Annotated in this window: 16 protein-coding genes; 13 read left to right on the plus strand and 3 right to left on the minus strand. The window is 46.0% G+C overall.

All coding sequences use genetic code 11. The annotated features are described in order from the left end of the window. Positions 1 to 99 precede the first annotated feature (99 nt). On the plus strand, positions 100 to 651 hold the full coding sequence (locus tag FS818_RS02815; RefSeq protein ID WP_145329411.1) for a TlpA disulfide reductase family protein: 552 nt from the start codon (positions 100 to 102) through the stop codon (positions 649 to 651). Positions 652 to 785: 134 nt separating this feature from the next. Here FS818_RS02815 and cimA read toward each other — a convergent pair whose 3' ends face one another. Further along, positions 786 to 2,405 carry a citramalate synthase gene (gene cimA, locus FS818_RS02820; protein ID WP_145329414.1) on the minus strand — a complete coding sequence of 540 codons (1,620 nt, stop codon included), beginning with the start codon at positions 2,403 to 2,405 and terminating at the stop codon, positions 786 to 788. A 477-nt stretch (positions 2,406 to 2,882) separates the two neighbouring features. On the opposite strand from cimA, the gene FS818_RS02825 reads away from it, so the two are divergent. From FS818_RS02825 to FS818_RS02835, 3 genes are all read left to right on the plus strand, one after another. After that, positions 2,883 to 4,160, plus strand: a complete 1,278-nt coding sequence (locus FS818_RS02825; RefSeq protein ID WP_145332726.1) for a DNA polymerase IV — start codon at positions 2,883 to 2,885, stop codon at positions 4,158 to 4,160. 120 nt (positions 4,161 to 4,280) lie between these two features. Continuing rightward, entirely contained in the window at positions 4,281 to 4,523 is a 243-nt protein-coding gene (locus FS818_RS02830) for a ferredoxin (protein WP_110893432.1), read from the plus strand. Between the two features lie 176 nt (positions 4,524 to 4,699). Continuing rightward, complete coding sequence (locus FS818_RS02835) at positions 4,700 to 6,139, plus strand: L,D-transpeptidase (protein ID WP_145329417.1); 1,440 nt, start codon at positions 4,700 to 4,702, stop codon at positions 6,137 to 6,139. Between the two features lie 86 nt (positions 6,140 to 6,225). Here FS818_RS02835 and FS818_RS28670 read toward each other — a convergent pair whose 3' ends face one another. Next, on the minus strand, positions 6,226 to 6,363 hold the full coding sequence (locus FS818_RS28670) for a hypothetical protein (RefSeq protein WP_167375854.1): 138 nt from the start codon (positions 6,361 to 6,363) through the stop codon (positions 6,226 to 6,228). Between the two features lie 254 nt (positions 6,364 to 6,617). On the opposite strand from FS818_RS28670, the gene FS818_RS02840 reads away from it, so the two are divergent. The 3 genes from FS818_RS02840 (at position 6,618) to FS818_RS02850 (ending at position 9,172) form a co-directional block, all read left to right on the plus strand. After that, positions 6,618 to 7,715 (plus strand): quinone-dependent dihydroorotate dehydrogenase, encoded by a 1,098-nt coding sequence (locus tag FS818_RS02840; protein WP_145329420.1) that lies wholly within the window; start codon positions 6,618 to 6,620, stop codon positions 7,713 to 7,715. 133 nt (positions 7,716 to 7,848) lie between these two features. After that, on the plus strand, positions 7,849 to 8,664 hold the full coding sequence (yjbM, locus tag FS818_RS02845) for a GTP diphosphokinase (RefSeq protein WP_145329422.1): 816 nt from the start codon (positions 7,849 to 7,851) through the stop codon (positions 8,662 to 8,664). Continuing rightward, positions 8,651 to 9,172, plus strand: coding sequence for a DUF309 domain-containing protein (locus FS818_RS02850; protein WP_145329425.1), 522 nt, complete (start codon positions 8,651 to 8,653; stop codon positions 9,170 to 9,172). Before yjbM ends, FS818_RS02850 begins: the two co-directional genes overlap by 14 nt. Positions 9,173 to 9,281: 109 nt before the next feature. Here the strand turns inward: FS818_RS02850 and FS818_RS02855 are convergent, their stop codons facing one another. Then, on the minus strand, positions 9,282 to 9,830 hold the full coding sequence (locus FS818_RS02855) for a thioredoxin family protein (protein WP_145329428.1): 549 nt from the start codon (positions 9,828 to 9,830) through the stop codon (positions 9,282 to 9,284). A 219-nt stretch (positions 9,831 to 10,049) separates the two neighbouring features. Between FS818_RS02855 and FS818_RS02860 the strand changes: the two genes are divergently transcribed. The 6 genes from FS818_RS02860 (at position 10,050) to FS818_RS02885 (ending at position 16,797) form a co-directional block, all read left to right on the plus strand. Next, complete coding sequence (locus FS818_RS02860; protein WP_145329431.1) at positions 10,050 to 11,744, plus strand: RsmB/NOP family class I SAM-dependent RNA methyltransferase; 1,695 nt, start codon at positions 10,050 to 10,052, stop codon at positions 11,742 to 11,744. Further along, positions 11,741 to 12,502: a pseudouridine synthase gene (locus FS818_RS02865; protein WP_145329434.1), complete on the plus strand. Its 762-nt coding sequence runs from the start codon at positions 11,741 to 11,743 to the stop codon at positions 12,500 to 12,502. The genes FS818_RS02860 and FS818_RS02865 overlap by 4 nt, the downstream gene beginning before the upstream one ends. Before the next feature lie 22 nt (positions 12,503 to 12,524). Then, complete coding sequence (locus FS818_RS02870; protein WP_145329438.1) at positions 12,525 to 13,328, plus strand: Cof-type HAD-IIB family hydrolase; 804 nt, start codon at positions 12,525 to 12,527, stop codon at positions 13,326 to 13,328. A 130-nt stretch (positions 13,329 to 13,458) separates the two neighbouring features. After that, positions 13,459 to 14,553, plus strand: a complete 1,095-nt coding sequence (locus FS818_RS02875; protein WP_145329441.1) for a hypothetical protein — start codon at positions 13,459 to 13,461, stop codon at positions 14,551 to 14,553. A 201-nt stretch (positions 14,554 to 14,754) separates the two neighbouring features. Then, a complete protein-coding gene (locus tag FS818_RS02880) occupies positions 14,755 to 15,300 on the plus strand; it encodes a GNAT family N-acetyltransferase (protein WP_145329444.1) in 546 nt (181 codons plus the stop codon). Between the two features lie 372 nt (positions 15,301 to 15,672). Further along, positions 15,673 to 16,797, plus strand: a complete 1,125-nt coding sequence (locus FS818_RS02885) for a glycosyltransferase family 4 protein (protein ID WP_145329447.1) — start codon at positions 15,673 to 15,675, stop codon at positions 16,795 to 16,797. Positions 16,798 to 16,803 lie beyond the last annotated feature (6 nt).

Genomic DNA, 16,803 nt, shown 5'->3' on the forward strand with positions numbered 1-16,803 from the left:
GTGCGGATTGTAAAATTTTAAGGGAAAAGGGTACAATATGAGAAAGGATTGATGTAATCCCGTTGGATACACATTGAATGAACAAGAGGGTGGCGAGTGATGAAACGTAACCTATACATACTGCTCGGAGCTGTCCTGCTTGTTGGTATAGCTCTGGCTCAAAATACGGATAGTGGTATTGCCGCTGTTTTTAAACAGGAGCAACCCATGCCCACAGAGACGGGGCCGAAGGCGGGGTTACTGGCACCGCCGTTCTCGCTGACTGGACTTGACGGCAAGACGTATAGCGTAGGTGGGGCGAAAGAGAAAGCAACCTTTGTCAGTTTCTGGGCGTCATGGTGTGACCCTTGTAAACAAGAAGCACCTGAACTGAACCATTTGGCCGAAAAGTACCAAGATAAGCTGGATCTTTACGGTGTAAATGTTACTTCATACGATAAATTGAAGGATGCCAAAGCGTTTGTGGACGAGTACAAGTTGACATTCCCGATACCCTTGGACGAAAAAGGAACCGTCTATGCTCAGTATAACGGCGTTGCATTTCCAACGAACGTTCTTATTGACTCCAGAGGAGTAATCCAAGAGATTGTTCTTGGTATTTTGCCGGAAAAAGAATTGGAGAAAAAAATTAAAAAGCTGATTTCAAACTAAAAGAAAAGAATTTTTGCTTATCGTTTTGCATTGAAAAAGCTTCTGTTACCATCCTTAATGGCTGCAGAAGCTTTCTTTATTTTCCGGGAAATAAGAAGCACGATTGTATTTTGGCAGTTCATTGATTTTGACTTCTAGTGATTGATCAGACCTGGCGTTGGAATCGTAAGGGATTCCGGTTCATCCGAAATATTTTCCTGGAGTAGAGCATAACGGAAGCTGTGTACAAGCGCTTCCCAGCTGGCTTCGATGACGTTCTCGGATACACCGACCGTGTTCCATGTGTTCTCGGTATTTTTGGATTCGATCAATACACGAACCTTTGCGGCGGTCGCATCCTTTTCATCCAGTACACGAACTTTGTAGTCCGACAAGTGCATATGAGCAAGAGAAGGGAAGTACTGCACAAGTGCTTTCCGAAGTGCATTATCCAGTGCATTGACCGGGCCGTTTCCTTCTGCTGCGGTATACACGCTTGTTCCGGCAACATTCAGTTTGACAAAAGCTTCGGATACAACGGATTTACCTGCCGTTTTCTCCACAAGCATTTTGAATGATTCAAAGGTGAATAGTTCTTTCATATCTCCGTTCGCTTCACGAATCAACAATTCCAGTGATGCATCAGCGCCTTCGAATTGATAACCTTGATGCTCCAAGTCTTTGATTTTTTCGATGATTTGACGGGAGTTCGGGCTACTTGGATCAAATTCCAGTCCCATTTCCTGTGCTTTGGACACGATGTTGCTCTGTCCAGCCAGTTCGGAGACCAGCACACGTTGCTTGTTGCCGACCAGTTCAGGCACGATATGCTCATAGGTCCGGGAATCCCGCAAGATGGCAGATACATGGATCCCACCTTTATGAGCAAATGCGGCATTACCCACATAAGGTTGGTTGATTGGCATGTTTACATTCGCAATCTCGCTGATATAACGAGCAACATTCGTGAGTTGTTTCATGGAATCCTCAGAGACACATTCATAACCCAGTTTGAGCTGCAAGTTCGGGATAATGGAAGCGAGGTTAGCGTTACCGCAGCGCTCCCCATAACCATTCATCGTGCCTTGAACCTGACGAGCCCCAGCTTGTACAGCGCTGAGCGTGTTTGCAACCGCTAGCTCACAGTCATTATGGGTGTGGATACCAAGATGTGCTTGAGGCAACGTCCGGTGCAGTGTGGATACGATCTCGTGAACTTCGTGCGGCATCGTTCCTCCGTTGGTATCACACATGACGAGCCAGTCCGCCCCGGCTTCGTGGGCTTTGGTCATGACGGCTTGTGCATACTCTGGATTGTGTTTGAAGCCATCAAAGAAATGCTCGGCATCAAAGATCACTTCCATGCCATTTTGTTTCAAATACGCGATGGAATCATAGATCATGGACAGATTTTCTTCAAGCGTTGTCTGCAAGGCGGTATGCACATGGAAGTCCCATGATTTTCCGACCAGCGTTGCGGCCTGTGCCCCGGATTCAATCATACGTTTCAGATTGGCGTCTTCGCTTGCGAGGCTACCTTTGCGGCGAGTGCTTCCAAATGCAACAACTTTGGCGTTTAGCTTCAATTCCTTGACTCTTTTGAAAAACTCAATGTCCTTGGTATTGCTACCGGGAATTCCGCCTTCAATATAGTGAGCACCCAGGTCATCCAGCTTTTTGGCAATTTTAAGTTTGTCATCTGCCGATAAGCTGACACCCTCTCCTTGTGTGCCGTCGCGTAAAGTTGTATCGAAGATGGAAATGGCCTTTGACATGAAGATCCTCCTTTAAGGTAAAGCGCTTTTTTATAAGTTTTGATGGTAGGGTTGAAAGGCAGGTAAGAACGTTAATGGATAAACCCTTCGATGTAGCAACGCTACACTGTGTTAAACTGGTATGATGGATTTGTCCCAAACTCGTGAATTTGTATAATTAATTATTATAGCATCATTATAGCCAAATGCTACATAGAATTCGCAGGTTGACGTAAACAATTGCGATTTTGTTGTGAAAAAGGGTCCGGGATATCAAAAGGCGACCTATGTTATAATTTTAACAACGAAAGGTTGGGAGTGATCGTGACCATACTATGGGAGAATGTAGTTATTACAGTAATACTTCTGATTGTGATTGCTCTGGTTGTGAGAGCCATATTTAAGAACAAAAATAGACCTGGATGAAAATAAAGCGAACTCCCAGCCGGGAGGAGAGAAAGGGTGGGGGGCGTGAAGTCTTCAGACAACAATCCTCCAATGAATGTAAGCGAGTATTATCCAGCGGCTGGCAGAGTGATTCTGCATGTCGATATGAATGCCTTCTATTGCTCCGTACATGAAGCAGAAGAGCCGGAGTTATACAGAGGAAAAGCAACTGCTGTTGCGGGTAGCAGTGAGTTGCGTAAGGGTGTTATTGTCACTTGTTCTTATACAGCCCGAAGTAGAGGGATTTCAACCGGCATGGTTGTGCAACAGGCGATGAAAAAATGTCCTGATCTGATTGTCATTCGACCGGATTTCCACCTGTATCGTCAATACTCCAGGGCGTTTATGCAGATTGCGTATAGTTACACGCCTCTGCTGGAAGCGACCTCAATTGATGAGTGTTATCTGGATATAACGGGTTCCAAACAATTCGGTACACCTATTGAAATCGCTGAACAGATTCAACAGAGAATCAAGGAGGAGCTTGGCCTGCCTTGTTCCATTGGGATTGCGCCGAACAAGCTGCTTGCCAAAATGGCTTCGGATCTGAAAAAACCAAACGGCATATCGATTTTGCGGATGAGAGATGTGCCGCGCATTTTATGGCATAGACCGTGTAACGAGATGTTTGGCATCGGGAAAAAGACGGCCGAGAAACTGAAAAAGCTGGGCATTGATACGATCGGTCAATTGGCTAAATCGGACGAAAAAATGCTGACAGACCTGTTTGGTGTGAATGGTACATGGCTCAAAAATTCGGCTAATGGCATTCATCACTCGCCTGTTGTTGCAGAGCGTGAAGCAAATAAATCGATTGGGCATACAACAACACTGCCAGCCGATGTCTCTGAAATGGCGGATATCCACCGTGTGTTTCTCAACATCAGTGATCAGGTAGCCCGGAGATTACGCAAACACGAAATGCTCAGTCAAGGCATTCAGATTACGATTCGTACCCCTGACATGAAAACGATCACGAGGTCACGCATGATGGATATACCTACAGAGGACGCGGCGGTTATCTATCGTGAGGCCTGTAAGCTTTTTGCAAAACACTGGGGAAATGGAAAACCTGTACGAATGCTTGGCATCACGTTGCAGACCTTGATTCCCAGGGAAGAGTCGGCTGTGCAGATGGATTTGTTTGAATATGAACAAAAGCCGAAAAAGGAAAGTTTAATTCGAATTATGGATCAGCTTCGGGATAAATTCGGTGAAAATGCGGTGGTGACTGCAGGTATGCTCGGGGATGATCCTTCCGTATTGCTTCGTAACCACAAAGTAAGAGGAACGTCTCTGCAAAAAGATAACTTGCAAAGTTTCGACTAAACAGGGATAATATAAAGTTGTGGTTGTTGTAATTTGATTTGTAATTATTCAAACTTTGGTTTAATATGTTTTTAGATAAAAACACGGTTCGTGGTGAATCCTAGGAGGAGAGATTGTACAATGAGTAAATATACTTGGGTTGAAAAAGACACATGTATTGCATGTGGCGCTTGCGGAGCAACAGCTCCGGATATCTATGATTATGATGATGAAGGTTTGGCAGAAGTGATCTTTGATGGCGATGCTAACAAAGGAATCAAGGCCATCCCTGAAGATTTGTTCGATGATATGCAGGATGCATGCGATGGTTGCCCTACAGACTCCATTAAAGTAGCGGACGAGCCTTTTAATAAAGAAGGTTAAGTTTTTTATTTCATGTTCATCAAAGCACATTTTTTGTCGCAGAGACAGAAGGTGTGCTTTTTTTATATGTGCCAAATTCAATTGGTTAGTACCAAGTACTGAAGTCCTATGCATGTTTTGACGCTGGATGCCGATATATAACTCTATATGCTTACGGCGGAATAGTGGAGGATTAGATGCAAAATACGGATCTAAGGTCATATGTCAAGAAACATCCAGATAATAAAATGGCATGGTACTTGTTAGGCAAAGAGTACCTTGGCGAAGGACAGGAAGGAAAGGCCAATTATTGTTTCCAACAAGCTGGCGAAGTGTATGAAGCTTTCGAGCGGAGTAAAGCCCCTGCTGACATATGGATGGACTATCAGGATAAGTTAGTAGAGATGTCTGAGCTCAAGGAGAAAAAGAAACGCAGACGGAAAATGTGGCTGACTCTGTTAATGCTACTACTGTTAGCGGGTTTACCGCCTGCAGATGCCCCTGGTGCCCATAAAGGGGCGACGGATGCCCTGTCTGAAGCATTGGAGTCAGAGGACGATACACCACATGCACAGCCTGCCAAAGAGCAACAAGGAGAGAGTATGACGTCCATAGAGCAGAGCAATGTGTTCACAGCGGCCGGATTTGGCAATGGAAATGATGGAGGGGATACTCTTGCTGCTGCCTGGTCTGGATCAGGTGCCGGAATGAATACGACGGCTGTTCTCGGCATGCAGACATCGGAGAAATGGTCTGTCTGGAAGCGGGATATGCCAGTCAAATACATTATGCAGACCAATGAAAAAGGCAAGCTCACGGCCCAGAGTTATGATGCAGAACAATGTAACTGTGAACCGCCTAAAGTATCCTCTAAGATCAAACGTATGGCCTCCGCGTGGACAGCCAAACAGGAGACAGCCGCGGCGTTGTCAAGTGCAATCCTTTCATACCATAAACAACACAAAGCTTGGCCAAAGAGTGTCACAGCAATGGCCCAGCCGTTTCCTGACAATATTTTGGGAGAAACTTCAGCTGAAATGAGTGAGATGTTTCCGCAGCTGTTGGCCGCTCATCAAGCCAAGGCTCAAGAGGCAAGTTCTAACGGTAATGGGAAACAACAGGCTACCGGGTCATCCAAGAAGACAAAGGCACCGTTTGCTGATACGTTAGGGGGACAGCCTTTTTTTGAAGAGCCGCTTGAGATCGTGATCGACAAGAGTAACCACAGGCTGGCACTCATCAGCGGGGATACGATCATTCGGATGTATGAAGTGGGTCTGGGCGGAGATCGGACGCCTGAGGGCTCGTATGTCATTACGGATAAAGTGGTTAATCCGAATGGCCACTCTAATGGAGAGTTCGGAACTCGAGGCATGCAGCTCTCGAATACGAATTATGCCATCCACGGGACTAATGAGCCTGATAGCATTGGCCTTGATGAGTCCCTTGGATGTGTGAGGATGAGCAAAGCGGATGTGGAGGAGTTGTTCGCTCTTGCTCCGCAAGGAACTCCGGTGCGCATTGGTAAAGATCTGCTCCCAGAGCTAACATCTGTGCCAAAAACCGAACAGCGGTATAAGTACAAACTTGTTCCTCAGCAGAACAATCCAAACAAAACATATCACTGGCTAAATTGACTCTGCAGTTCTCTGATATAATCGTAAAGTTCCCATTGAGCTCAGAGATCACTATATGTAAGTTCGGTTAGTGCATGCTGATTCAACTACATGTTGGCAATAATAAGCAGAGCACCAATGATAACGATCAAACCGCCAACGCTGGCTGCTGTCCATATGATGGCTTTGCGATTGACCTCTTCCTTTTTTTGTTGCAATGCAGGTGGTTTACGTTTCTGAGCCATGGCTTTTTTCCTCCTTCATAGGTATCGAACTGGTCTAGAGTAACCATGCTTTCATTGTAAAGAATTCAGCCCGCTATTTCCAGTGGGTAGGTGGATTTCTTATGCATAGATCATCTGATTTGAAATTTGTTTGTCTATGCGTAAATGACTTTCTTTTTGAGGGAGAAACGGCTAGACTTGTGTGTAGAGTTTTTTTACATATAAGAGACGGGGAGCGGCCATATGGCGTACCGAACCAGAACGGAGTGAGTGATTTGTTGTACAAAAGTCTTGCTAAACCTTTATTATTCAAAATGGACCCTGAACAGGCCCATCATCTGATTATTGGTGGCCTAAGCGGTGTGGGCAGTGTCCGTCCAGTTCCGTCCGGACTACGTGTCATGTACGGTGTGCGTGAGACCCCGGATCTGGCGGTGGACATGTTCGGTTGTCATTTTCCTACACCGGTTGGTCTAGCCGCAGGTCTGGATAAAAACGGACAGGCTGTAACCGGCTTCTCTTCGATTGGGTTCGGATTTATGGAGGTTGGAACGGTGACACCGCTCGCACAGTCTGGCAATGATCAACCCCGTCTATTCCGTTTACCGCCAGATGAAGCGCTGGTGAACCGGATGGGCTTCAACAATCTGGGTGCAGAAGCGATGGCAGGCGAGCTGGCGCGTCTTCAAGAACGTCGTATCCCTGTAGCGGTCAATATTGGAAAAAATAAAGTCACTCCAAATGAGGAAGCTCATCTGGATTATGCGAAATGTATACAGGCGTTATATACTTATGCAGATTTGTTTGTGGTCAATATCAGTTCACCAAATACACCGGATTTGCGTAATCTGCAACATGGGAATGAATTGAAAGAACTGCTGGCTGCAGTAATGGAAGAGATGAACCGCCAACAGGCTAAGGTTGGTGGAGCAGCCAAATCCGTGCTTGTCAAAATAGCGCCCGACGTGAATGAGCAAGAACTCGAATATATGGTTGGTACGATTGCGGCGAGTGGGGTGTCGGGTATCATTGCGACGAATACAACGATTAGTCGTGAAGGTCTCTCGCATCAGCACGCGAAGGAAACGGGCGGGCTCAGTGGAAAGCCGCTACGTGAACGTTCAACAGAAATCATTCGTCAGGTATACAGACAGACTGAAGGCAAGCTTCCCATCATCGGCTCGGGTGGCATTTTCACTAGTGAGGATGCGTATGAGAAAATCAAAGCCGGGGCAAGCCTGGTAGAAATCTATACTGCGTTAATCTATGAAGGACCAGAAGTAAACCGCAGAATCCATGCTGGATTGCGCGAGTTACTGCGTAAGGACGGATATCACCATATTTCAGAGGCGGTTGGTGCAGACCACCGTTAAAGAGCGATATACCCCCAGAACACGAATATTAGAAGCGTGGGAGAGTGTATAATGGATCGGGACTCTTCCCCCCGGCAAACATCATGTATAATGGATAAGAACAGGGGATGCTATAGAGACAGGAGGCTTAACGATGGACGGTAGAGACTGGGGTACATTTTTACTTCCTTATGAACAAGCGGTAGAGGAATTGAAGGTCAAATTCAAAACGATGCGGGCCGAATTGAAGAAACGGGAAGAATATGCCCCGATAGAATTCGTTACGGGCCGTGTCAAAAAAATCTCCAGTATTCTGGAAAAGTCAAGACGTCTGAATGTTGCACTGGATGATGTGGAGACCGGGATAGAGGATATTGCGGGTATTCGGATTATGTGTCAGTTCGTGGATGATATTAGGCGTGTTGCCGAATACATCAGAGCACGGAAGGATTTAACCGTATTGATTGAAAAAGATTATATAACCAACTTCAAAGAAAGCGGTTATCGCAGTTTTCATATGATCATTGAGTATCCTGTACAGACGGCCTTGGGGCAGAAAAAAGTGCTTGCCGAAATTCAGATTCGGACACTTGCCATGAATTTCTGGGCAACGATTGAACATTCCTTGAGCTATAAATACCGGGAAAGCCTGCCGGAAGATATGCGAGCCAGACTTAAGAAAACAGCGGAGGCTGCTTTCGTCCTCGATAATGAGATGTCAGCGATCCGTCTACAGATTCTGGAAGCGCAGAAGGCATTCGAGGATGATTCCAATATTGTGTCAAGAACGCTCAGCATCATTCAACAGCTGTATTTCTATCATCTGGTTCATGAGGCAATTGAAGCACAGAGACGATTTAATGACTGCTGGGAACGGAATGATATGGAGGGGCTCAAAGCGCTGCTGGATGATGTGAAAGAACTTCTGAACAACGCCAGAAAGGGCGAAAATCCAGATGAGCAGTTATGAACCGCTCTACATTGATTATCTGATTTATTTTAATCGGGATCGGGACTATTTCGAGTGTCATGAGGTGCTTGAAGAATTGTGGTTGGAACGAGACCGAGATCCGCTATACAAAGGCCTGTTGCAAATCGCGGTGGGACTATATCATTACAGAAATCGTAATTTTCGCGGCGGACGAATGATGTTGCAAAGTTCTCTGGAACTACTGGAATCGTATCCTGACATTATTCTCGGTATCCGTCTGGGCGAGTTGAAAGCAGACGTTCACAGCATTGTAAACGAGTTACAGGATCATGATCCTGAAAAACTTGAGTATCGTGATCTGTCTATCCTTATTGAGGATAAGGCACTTGTTGAGCATATGCAGAAAAGGTCGCTGGAGCTGAAACCTAATGTTCCGCAGCGGCGAAGTCCAACCCGAGGACGAATTTACGAAGAGAAAATGAAGGCTCTACAGCAGACGGAGTTACAAGAGCACGACGAGAACGCTAATCATCAAGCAAATAATTAGGGTCCTACATCCTATGTTTGTATAACAAGACACCCCGACGATTCCTTTACAGGAATGATCGGGGTGTTTTTGGTTTATTGGATTTGATTTTTACCCAAAGTTCATCGAACTAGCTTTTACTTGGAGTTGCACTGCCTTTATACTTATCGAAAAATTGCTTGTAGTCGTCCAGGGTATAACCGTTGTCGCTTCCGTTCTCTTTCAAACCGCCAACCATACGGTCTTTCTCAACGCCATCTTGGTAATAGACAAGTGTAGGTGTAAATTCAATGTTGTAATCTGTCCAGCCGGATTCGAACTCGCGCAGGTTAAACTGTGGAAGCTTAATTCCTTCACTGTCTACCAGCGGCATTAATTGAGGTGTCGTTGCACGGCAGTGTGAGCAGTCGGAAGCGAAGAAATAAACAAAGAAGCTATCCTTGTTATCAATTCTGGCTTTCAGATCAGCCGGCAGGATGATTTGTTGATAGTTGGGATCAGTGAGCAATTCCCGTGTAGCCGGATTAAGCTTGGAAGCTGCAATGCCATAAGCGTTTTCTACAGTATCCATCTGTTTCTTGGATTGTTGGTTCACGAGAACCAGCGCAGCAATCATGACGACTAGTATGCCGAGGAAGATAAGGATTGTGGCGCTTTTCTTTTTCTTCTTGGAATTCATTGTTCATCCCCCATCATTCATATCGAGATAAAATTGCAACAAAAATATAGGCTGGGATAATATTCATAAACAACCGAATTTTTGCTGATCAAACAATCTATTAGCATTATACTACATTACACGCTGTAGTGGAATACACATGATAGGATAGGCAAGGAAAATCAGGATATGATAACATAGAGCAATATGTCATTTTAACAGGATAGGATGAGTGGAACTATGGCCGTACAGTTGCCCTTGGACTTCGCAGAGCGAATGAAACGTTTGCTTGGCGATGAATTTGAATCTTTTATGAAATCGTATGAACAATCCCCGCATGCCGGTCTCCGCGTAAACACGCTTAAAATATCAATGGAACAATTTAAAGAGATTGCCCCGTTTGACTTAAGACCTGTTCCATGGTGCGAAACGGGTTTTTACGTGCCTCATGGGGTGAAGCCTGGCCTGCATCCTTATTACCACGCGGGTCTCTATTATATTCAGGAACCGAGTGCAATGGCTCCCGTGGAACAATTGAACGTACAGCCTGGAGATCGCGTGCTCGACTTGTGTGCTGCTCCCGGGGGGAAGTCAACCCAGATTGCTGCCAAGTTGCAAGGTAAAGGGGTGCTTGTCACGAATGACATTCATGCAGAGCGAACCAAAGCACTTGCCAAAAACGTGGAGCTGTACGGTGTGAGAAATGCCGTTGTGCTGAATGAGTCACCTGAGCGCATTGCAGATGCATTTCCTCATTATTTTGATAAAGTGTTGATCGATGCACCGTGCTCAGGCGAAGGCATGTTCCGTAAGGATGAAGACATGGTGAAATCATGGGAACATCATTCTGTGGAGAAGTGTGTGTTGATGCAGCGAGATATTCTCGAAATCGCAGCGCGGTTATTGGCTCCAGGAGGCACGATTGTTTATTCCACCTGTACCTTTGCGCCGGAGGAAAACGAAGCGATGATCGCCGAGTTTTTGAACTTGAATCGTGATTTTTCAGTAGTTCATATTGCTGACACCGCGGGATTTGCCCCAGGGCGCCCGGATTGGGTGCGTGAGATGTTGCCGGAGCAGGCAGCGGAGACAGAAGAAGTGCTGGATCAGACGTGTGGCACAGCCCGATTATGGCCTCACTTGTTAGAAGGAGAGGGACATTATGTTGCTGTGATAAAACACTCTGATGAATCTAATCCAGAGTTAGACCAAGAGTTACATGAAAAACAACGTGGTGCTGAACAACGTGTGCCTGATTCCGGATTGTTGCATGAACCGAGTGAGGATCGTTCCTTTTTACGATCGGCTTCGCTTCCTATGACCAAAGCCGATCGTAAAAAGGAACGTTTGTTACGGGTTGAATCCAGAGAAAGCAACGACAAAAGTACACGAGGTGGTAAACACACCGTTAAACCAGGCAAGAAAGGGAAAGAGGCTGGTGGTCGCAAGTCTGAGCGAGGGCAAGGACGAGGTGCGGATTCCAGTTCCGTTGATCCATTAGCGGTCTACGCTCAGTTTGTAAATGAGAATCTGGTTATAACGCTCGAAGGCGAAACGGTATGTTACGGGGATCGTGTCTATCAGTCAGCGGTAGGTGCTGCCCGTCTGGAAGGGTTGAAAGTGATTCGCCCCGGATGGTTTATGGGCACGGTTAAAAACGGGAGATTCGTTCCTTCGCATCCGTTAGCGTGCGCGTTGCGTGCATCCGAGGCACATCGAAGTGTGCATCTGTCTTCTGAAGATGGAGAAGCAGTGAGGTACCTGAAAGGGGAAACGCTGAACGTAGAGCAAGGACGGCTTAACCTTCTGGAAGGAACAGCGCCTAAGGGTTATGTGCTCGTATGCGTGGATGGATATGCGGCCGGTTGGGGCAAATGGCTGGATGGTGTATTGAAAAATGAATATCCTGCAGGATGGAGGTGGACATCGGTATGAGTGGGAAAGGCAAACAAACGCAGCGATTGGATAAAATTTTAAGTCATATGGGTATAGGTACACGCAGTGAGCTTAAAAAAATGGTAAAGCAGGGACGTATTCATGTGGATGGCAAAGCGGTAAAGGACAGCGGCATGCAGGTTGATCCGGCAATAAACATCATTAAAGCGGATGGTGAGCGGATTGTCTACCGTGAAATGATCTATTTGATGCTTCATAAACCGCCGGGTGTCGTATCTGCGACGGAAGATGCTCGGGATAAGACGGTGCTGGATCTGCTACGCAAGGAAGATCGTGTTTTTCAACCATTCCCGGTAGGGAGGCTGGACAAAGATACGGAGGGACTTCTTATTTTAACAAACGATGGCCCTCTTGCCCATGATCTGTTATCCCCTCGAAAACATGTACCCAAAACATACGAAGCACGGGTGCTCGGGAAAGTGGAGGAAGAGGATGTGCAGCGTTTCGCAGCTGGCGTTCAACTCGATGACGGGTATGAGACCATGCCGGCTGAGCTGACTGTGCTCGGATATGAGGAAACAGATGAAGGCATCGTATCGCTTATTTCGCTAATTATCCATGAAGGGAAGTTTCATCAAGTCAAACGCATGTTCCAGGCAGTGGACAAACGTGTCATTTACCTGAAACGTGTAGCCATGGGAGAACTGAAGCTGGCTTCCGATTTGGCGATCGGGAGTTACCGCGAGTTAACCGCAGAAGAGCTGACTTGTTTACGAAACAATAATGCAGCCAACTAAACACAGATGGGATGAAGAGCATATGACTTACAAATTGATTGCACTGGATGTTGACGGAACTTTATTGAATGATGATCATGAATTGACTGAATGGACACAAGAAACGTTGATTCAGGCTTCGCGCCAAGGAGCAGAGATTGTGCTTTGTTCAGGCCGAGGCCCTGCCAACACGATTCCTTTTATGAAACAGATGGGGCTGGATGGTTATGTTATTACGCATAACGGTGCGGTTACTGCGCAAGTGGAGACACGTGAAGTCATTCATCAGTTTGCTTTGGATACCCAGGGGCTGGAGCCTATTATGACATACTGCCGTGAAAATGGTGTACATTTCGATATCAATACCGCCTTTGGGCTATATGTAGATCAACCCGAAGGTTTGGAATTGCAGGTAAGGCAGATGTATTATAATTTCCTGGCTGAGCCGCTTAAGCTTCCTCGGTGGGCGGATATGACTGAACCTCTGGCGAAGTTTACAGCTTTTGGCCCCATCGAGCAGATGGATGCGGTCCAGCGCGAGTGGACGTCTTGGAACTTGCCTTATTACATGACACGCAGCGGCGACTTTTTCATTGATCTGATGCATCCCGAGGCTTCCAAAGGAGCGGCGCTTAAAATGCTGGCTGATTCCAAAGGCATTGCGCCTTCTGAGATCATGGCGATCGGCAACTATTTTAATGATATTACAATGCTGACGTTTGCTGGTAAAGGGATTGCGATGGATAACTCTCCAGAAGAGGTGAAGGCCGCATCCGATGAAGTGACCCTGTCCAACAATGATGAAGGGGTTGCTCACGCGATCCACAAGTATATTTTGTCCGTATAAATCTTCTGTTGCTTGTTTACTTGACCTGCGAAAATGGCCCCAATCGTCGTTCGAAAATGTACAGTGCCTCATAAACTACTGTCTCCAAGGGCATCCTAAGAGAATACGTTAGGAATGAGGAGGACTGTCAATGGTACAGATTGATTTAACGGCGGATCTGCGTACAGCAAATGGTGAAGTGCAGGATATTATGGTAGATGGCAGATATACAGGGTCGCTTTTACTGATCTACAGAGAAGGGGAACGTCTGTCAGGCAGCCTTCAACTGGAACAGGAGTCTATAGAAGAGGCAGTAGAGCAGGTTATTATTGATAAGGTACATGCTTATGTTCGTGCACTTGCAGATGCAGTAGCGGCATCCTACTATGAAGTTTTGGTGAGCTGTGGCACGTTGCATTCCGTCCTGCAACCAGTGGAACGAAGTGAGGAGGCATTTTGGTATTCTCCGGGAACAGCGGTTATGGAAGGCGAACTGTATGATGAAGAGAGCCGTTATGGTGATGATTTGCCTGGCGAGGTGAATATCATTCCCGCATCTCGGGATGATTCGTTTACATATGAAGACGAGGAACACCTGCTGGAAATGGAGATGATCAGTGCCGGTCGTAACTTATCTAGCTATGTATTCAATGATGTTGCAGGAGAAGAGGTAGCCGAGGCTACGCTGAAACAGTATGGTGCCGATGCACAGGGGGAGATTCACTGGTACGAAGAACCTGATGAAACGGTACAGGAAGCTGCGGCAGAATTGCTTGTACGGGAACTGGATGAGGAGATCATTGATACGATTACCATTCGGATATGGCATCAGGGGAACGCGTTGCAGACGCTTGAATGGGTACATCGTGATTTTTCCGAAGAGCTGGAGGAAGATGAAGAGGAAGAGCAGTATAATGCTTTGGATTCAAACAGAGATATGATTGAGCCGGAAGAGGCGGAAGAAGCATGTTATGTGATGCCAAGGAACAGGGACCGGGAGTTCAGAATCTATGACCTTTTCGTCCAGGAACGCGGAGGTCTGCCCGTGGGTACAGCAACCATCGATACGTCGCATTCCGATCTGACAGGTTATATGGATTACGATGTACCAGGCACGAGTGAACAGCGTAAAACGCTGGTAGAAGTGCTAATGAGGGAGCTAAACAAAGAGATCGAATTCGACTCACTACATCTCACGATGCTCTACCGTAATCAGATTATTGATGAAGCCAGAATGGAAGGGTAGGAGGCGAAAGCCTTTTATCCTTTTTTTTTTGAGCATTTTTAATTGATTTTTTGACGAAAAAAAATTTTCTCGGTATATTACGACTAGTTCTTTTAATTAATGTAGTTGCGATAGTATCGAATGGGAGCGACTTTTGGATTTGGACGTAGTCCAAACCAAGGGAAGCGAGCAGTTAATACCGGAGTATATAGGAGGGGTATGATGACACACACATTCACCATTCACAGCCAGTACATTAATGATGGCTTTCAAGCTGTTCAAGCACAGCCGGAGGACACGGAAGAGGTGCTCTCATTGCTTGCAGAGACGGCATCCTGGTTGAAAAGTAAAGGCTCTTCCCAATGGAATGCATTGCTACAAGGGGAGGATTCTCATGATACACCTTCGGCCATTCGCCGAGGGGACGTCTTTGTTTTCAAAAAAGAAGCACAGATCGCTGGAATGGTCATTCTCATGCAGAAGCCAAGTCCATGGGATCTTAAGTTATGGGGAGATCAAGCCCACGTAGAAGATGGGGCAATCTATCTGCATCGGCTCGCCATACGAAGAAAATATGCTCGAACAGGTCTAGGGAAATCGATATTGGAATGGTCAAGTCGTGGCATACAGTTCGAAAACAAGTCTCTCGTACGATTGGATTGCGGGGCTGACAATGTCACGTTAAACACTTTTTATGCAGGAAATGGATTTCGTTATGCAGGTAAGCATGATGGGTTCAGCATTTACGAGAAACCGGTTGAATTTTAGAAGGAATTCGTCACGAATTGTTAAGAGTATCATGAGGAAGAATATGGAAGGCGCTAAGCTTGTTCGGCTAATTTTCTATACTCAGCTTCGTCCTTCGAGGAAGAGATAAATGGAAAACATAAGCTTCTGTATGTGGTGTTGACTGAATATGTTGTATATACGACTTAATAATTAAGTTGTCAAAGCGGTGGATGTTCTTGCTTTTCTATGTCATAATAAATATAAATGGTATGCAACAAAATGCATGAAAATACATTTTCGTGTAAAGAACGGAGTTGGAGGCTCAAGAGCCGCTTTACTGAACATATGTTCTAATATATCATAAATGAATGTGGAAAAAGAGAAATGAAGATGGAAAGGGGGATAATGACGTTGAAATTGCTACAGGCTCTATTCTTTCCTCCGGAGCAGCCCGGAGGTGTATCCTCTATGATTCCTTATTTGCAGGAGAGATTTGCAAGCCCAAGATGGGAGATGGACCTGTTTTCCTTGCCCAAACGTATTCGTAACAAAGGGAGAGAGGAAGTACAGTTTGATACGTTTGACTGGACGATCTATCAGGATAGTCTTGTGGTACAAAAGTATATTCAGACATATCGTGACTATCTATGGTGGACCAGGCTTCGCATCCAGAAGCCTTATGATCTGATTCATGCGCATCATCCTATTGCAGGGCTGGCCATGAAGTCGGTGTTTCCTGAGGTTCCCCTCATTCAAACCGTTCACTCCAGTTATGAGAGAGAGCTTATCCTGAATGGTCGTATAGAGCCTGATGGATTGGAACATCAATTCCTGCAGGCCATCTATGGAGAGCTTGAGTATCGTGCAGAGCGTCTGCTAACGGTATCTGATTCGTTCCGACGATATTTGAGCCCGTATGTAAAACATCCAGACCGCATCGGCATTATTCCGAATGGTTTTGATGAGAAGCGGTTCAAACCGATTCCCCATGATAATGCGGTCCCGCAACTGGTCACGGTCTGCCGGCTTGTTCCCGCCAAAGGGCTAGATATTTTGTTTAAAGCTTGTGCGGAGTTAAAGGACAGGGGACATGATTACGTACTTCATATTATTGGAGATGGACCGATTCGTCCCGATCTGGAAGAGCTCGCACAGCGTCTGGGAATTTATAATGAAACGATTTTTTATGGATATACGCTACACCCTGAAGAGTTTATGCCATTCTTTGATGTGTTTGTACTGCCATCGCGTGCAGAAGCCTTTGGTTCAGTGTTCGCCGAAGCGGCGCTTAGCTGTCTTGCGCTTGTAGGCACCGATGTGGGGGGGATTCCCGAACAGATTGAAGATGGAGTGAACGGACTGCTTGTGCCGCCTGAAGATCCATCTGCGCTGGCTGATGCCTTGGAAAAGGTCATGCTGGACCCGGCATATCGCTATGAACTGGCTCGTTCCGCTTGTGAAAAAGCCAAAACGTTTTACTCGCTGGGAAGATCGGTGAATGATTTGAAAAAAATGTACTTGCAATTTCAGGCGTAAAACTGG

Origin of the sequence: Paenibacillus xylanexedens (assembly GCF_007680605.1) — a bacterium.
Taxonomy (GTDB): domain Bacteria; phylum Bacillota; class Bacilli; order Paenibacillales; family Paenibacillaceae; genus Paenibacillus; species Paenibacillus xylanexedens_B.

Bases quoted from the DNA above. Each gene is read 5' to 3' on its own strand.
- FS818_RS02815 (WP_145329411.1), top strand. From the start codon at position 100: ATGAAACGTAACCTATACATACTGCTCGGAGCTGTCCTGCTTGTTGGT.
- cimA (WP_145329414.1), bottom strand. From the start codon at position 2,405: ATGTCAAAGGCCATTTCCATCTTCGATACAACTTTACGCGACGGCACA.
- FS818_RS02825 (WP_145332726.1), top strand. From the start codon at position 2,883: ATGAATGTAAGCGAGTATTATCCAGCGGCTGGCAGAGTGATTCTGCAT.
- FS818_RS02830 (WP_110893432.1), top strand. From the start codon at position 4,281: ATGAGTAAATATACTTGGGTTGAAAAAGACACATGTATTGCATGTGGC.
- FS818_RS02835 (WP_145329417.1), top strand. From the start codon at position 4,700: ATGCAAAATACGGATCTAAGGTCATATGTCAAGAAACATCCAGATAAT.
- FS818_RS28670 (WP_167375854.1), bottom strand. From the start codon at position 6,363: ATGGCTCAGAAACGTAAACCACCTGCATTGCAACAAAAAAAGGAAGAG.
- yjbM (WP_145329422.1), top strand. From the start codon at position 7,849: ATGGACGGTAGAGACTGGGGTACATTTTTACTTCCTTATGAACAAGCG.
- FS818_RS02850 (WP_145329425.1), top strand. From the start codon at position 8,651: ATGAGCAGTTATGAACCGCTCTACATTGATTATCTGATTTATTTTAAT.
- FS818_RS02855 (WP_145329428.1), bottom strand. From the start codon at position 9,830: ATGAATTCCAAGAAGAAAAAGAAAAGCGCCACAATCCTTATCTTCCTC.
- FS818_RS02860 (WP_145329431.1), top strand. From the start codon at position 10,050: ATGGCCGTACAGTTGCCCTTGGACTTCGCAGAGCGAATGAAACGTTTG.
- FS818_RS02865 (WP_145329434.1), top strand. From the start codon at position 11,741: ATGAGTGGGAAAGGCAAACAAACGCAGCGATTGGATAAAATTTTAAGT.
- FS818_RS02870 (WP_145329438.1), top strand. From the start codon at position 12,525: ATGACTTACAAATTGATTGCACTGGATGTTGACGGAACTTTATTGAAT.
- FS818_RS02875 (WP_145329441.1), top strand. From the start codon at position 13,459: ATGGTACAGATTGATTTAACGGCGGATCTGCGTACAGCAAATGGTGAA.
- FS818_RS02880 (WP_145329444.1), top strand. From the start codon at position 14,755: ATGACACACACATTCACCATTCACAGCCAGTACATTAATGATGGCTTT.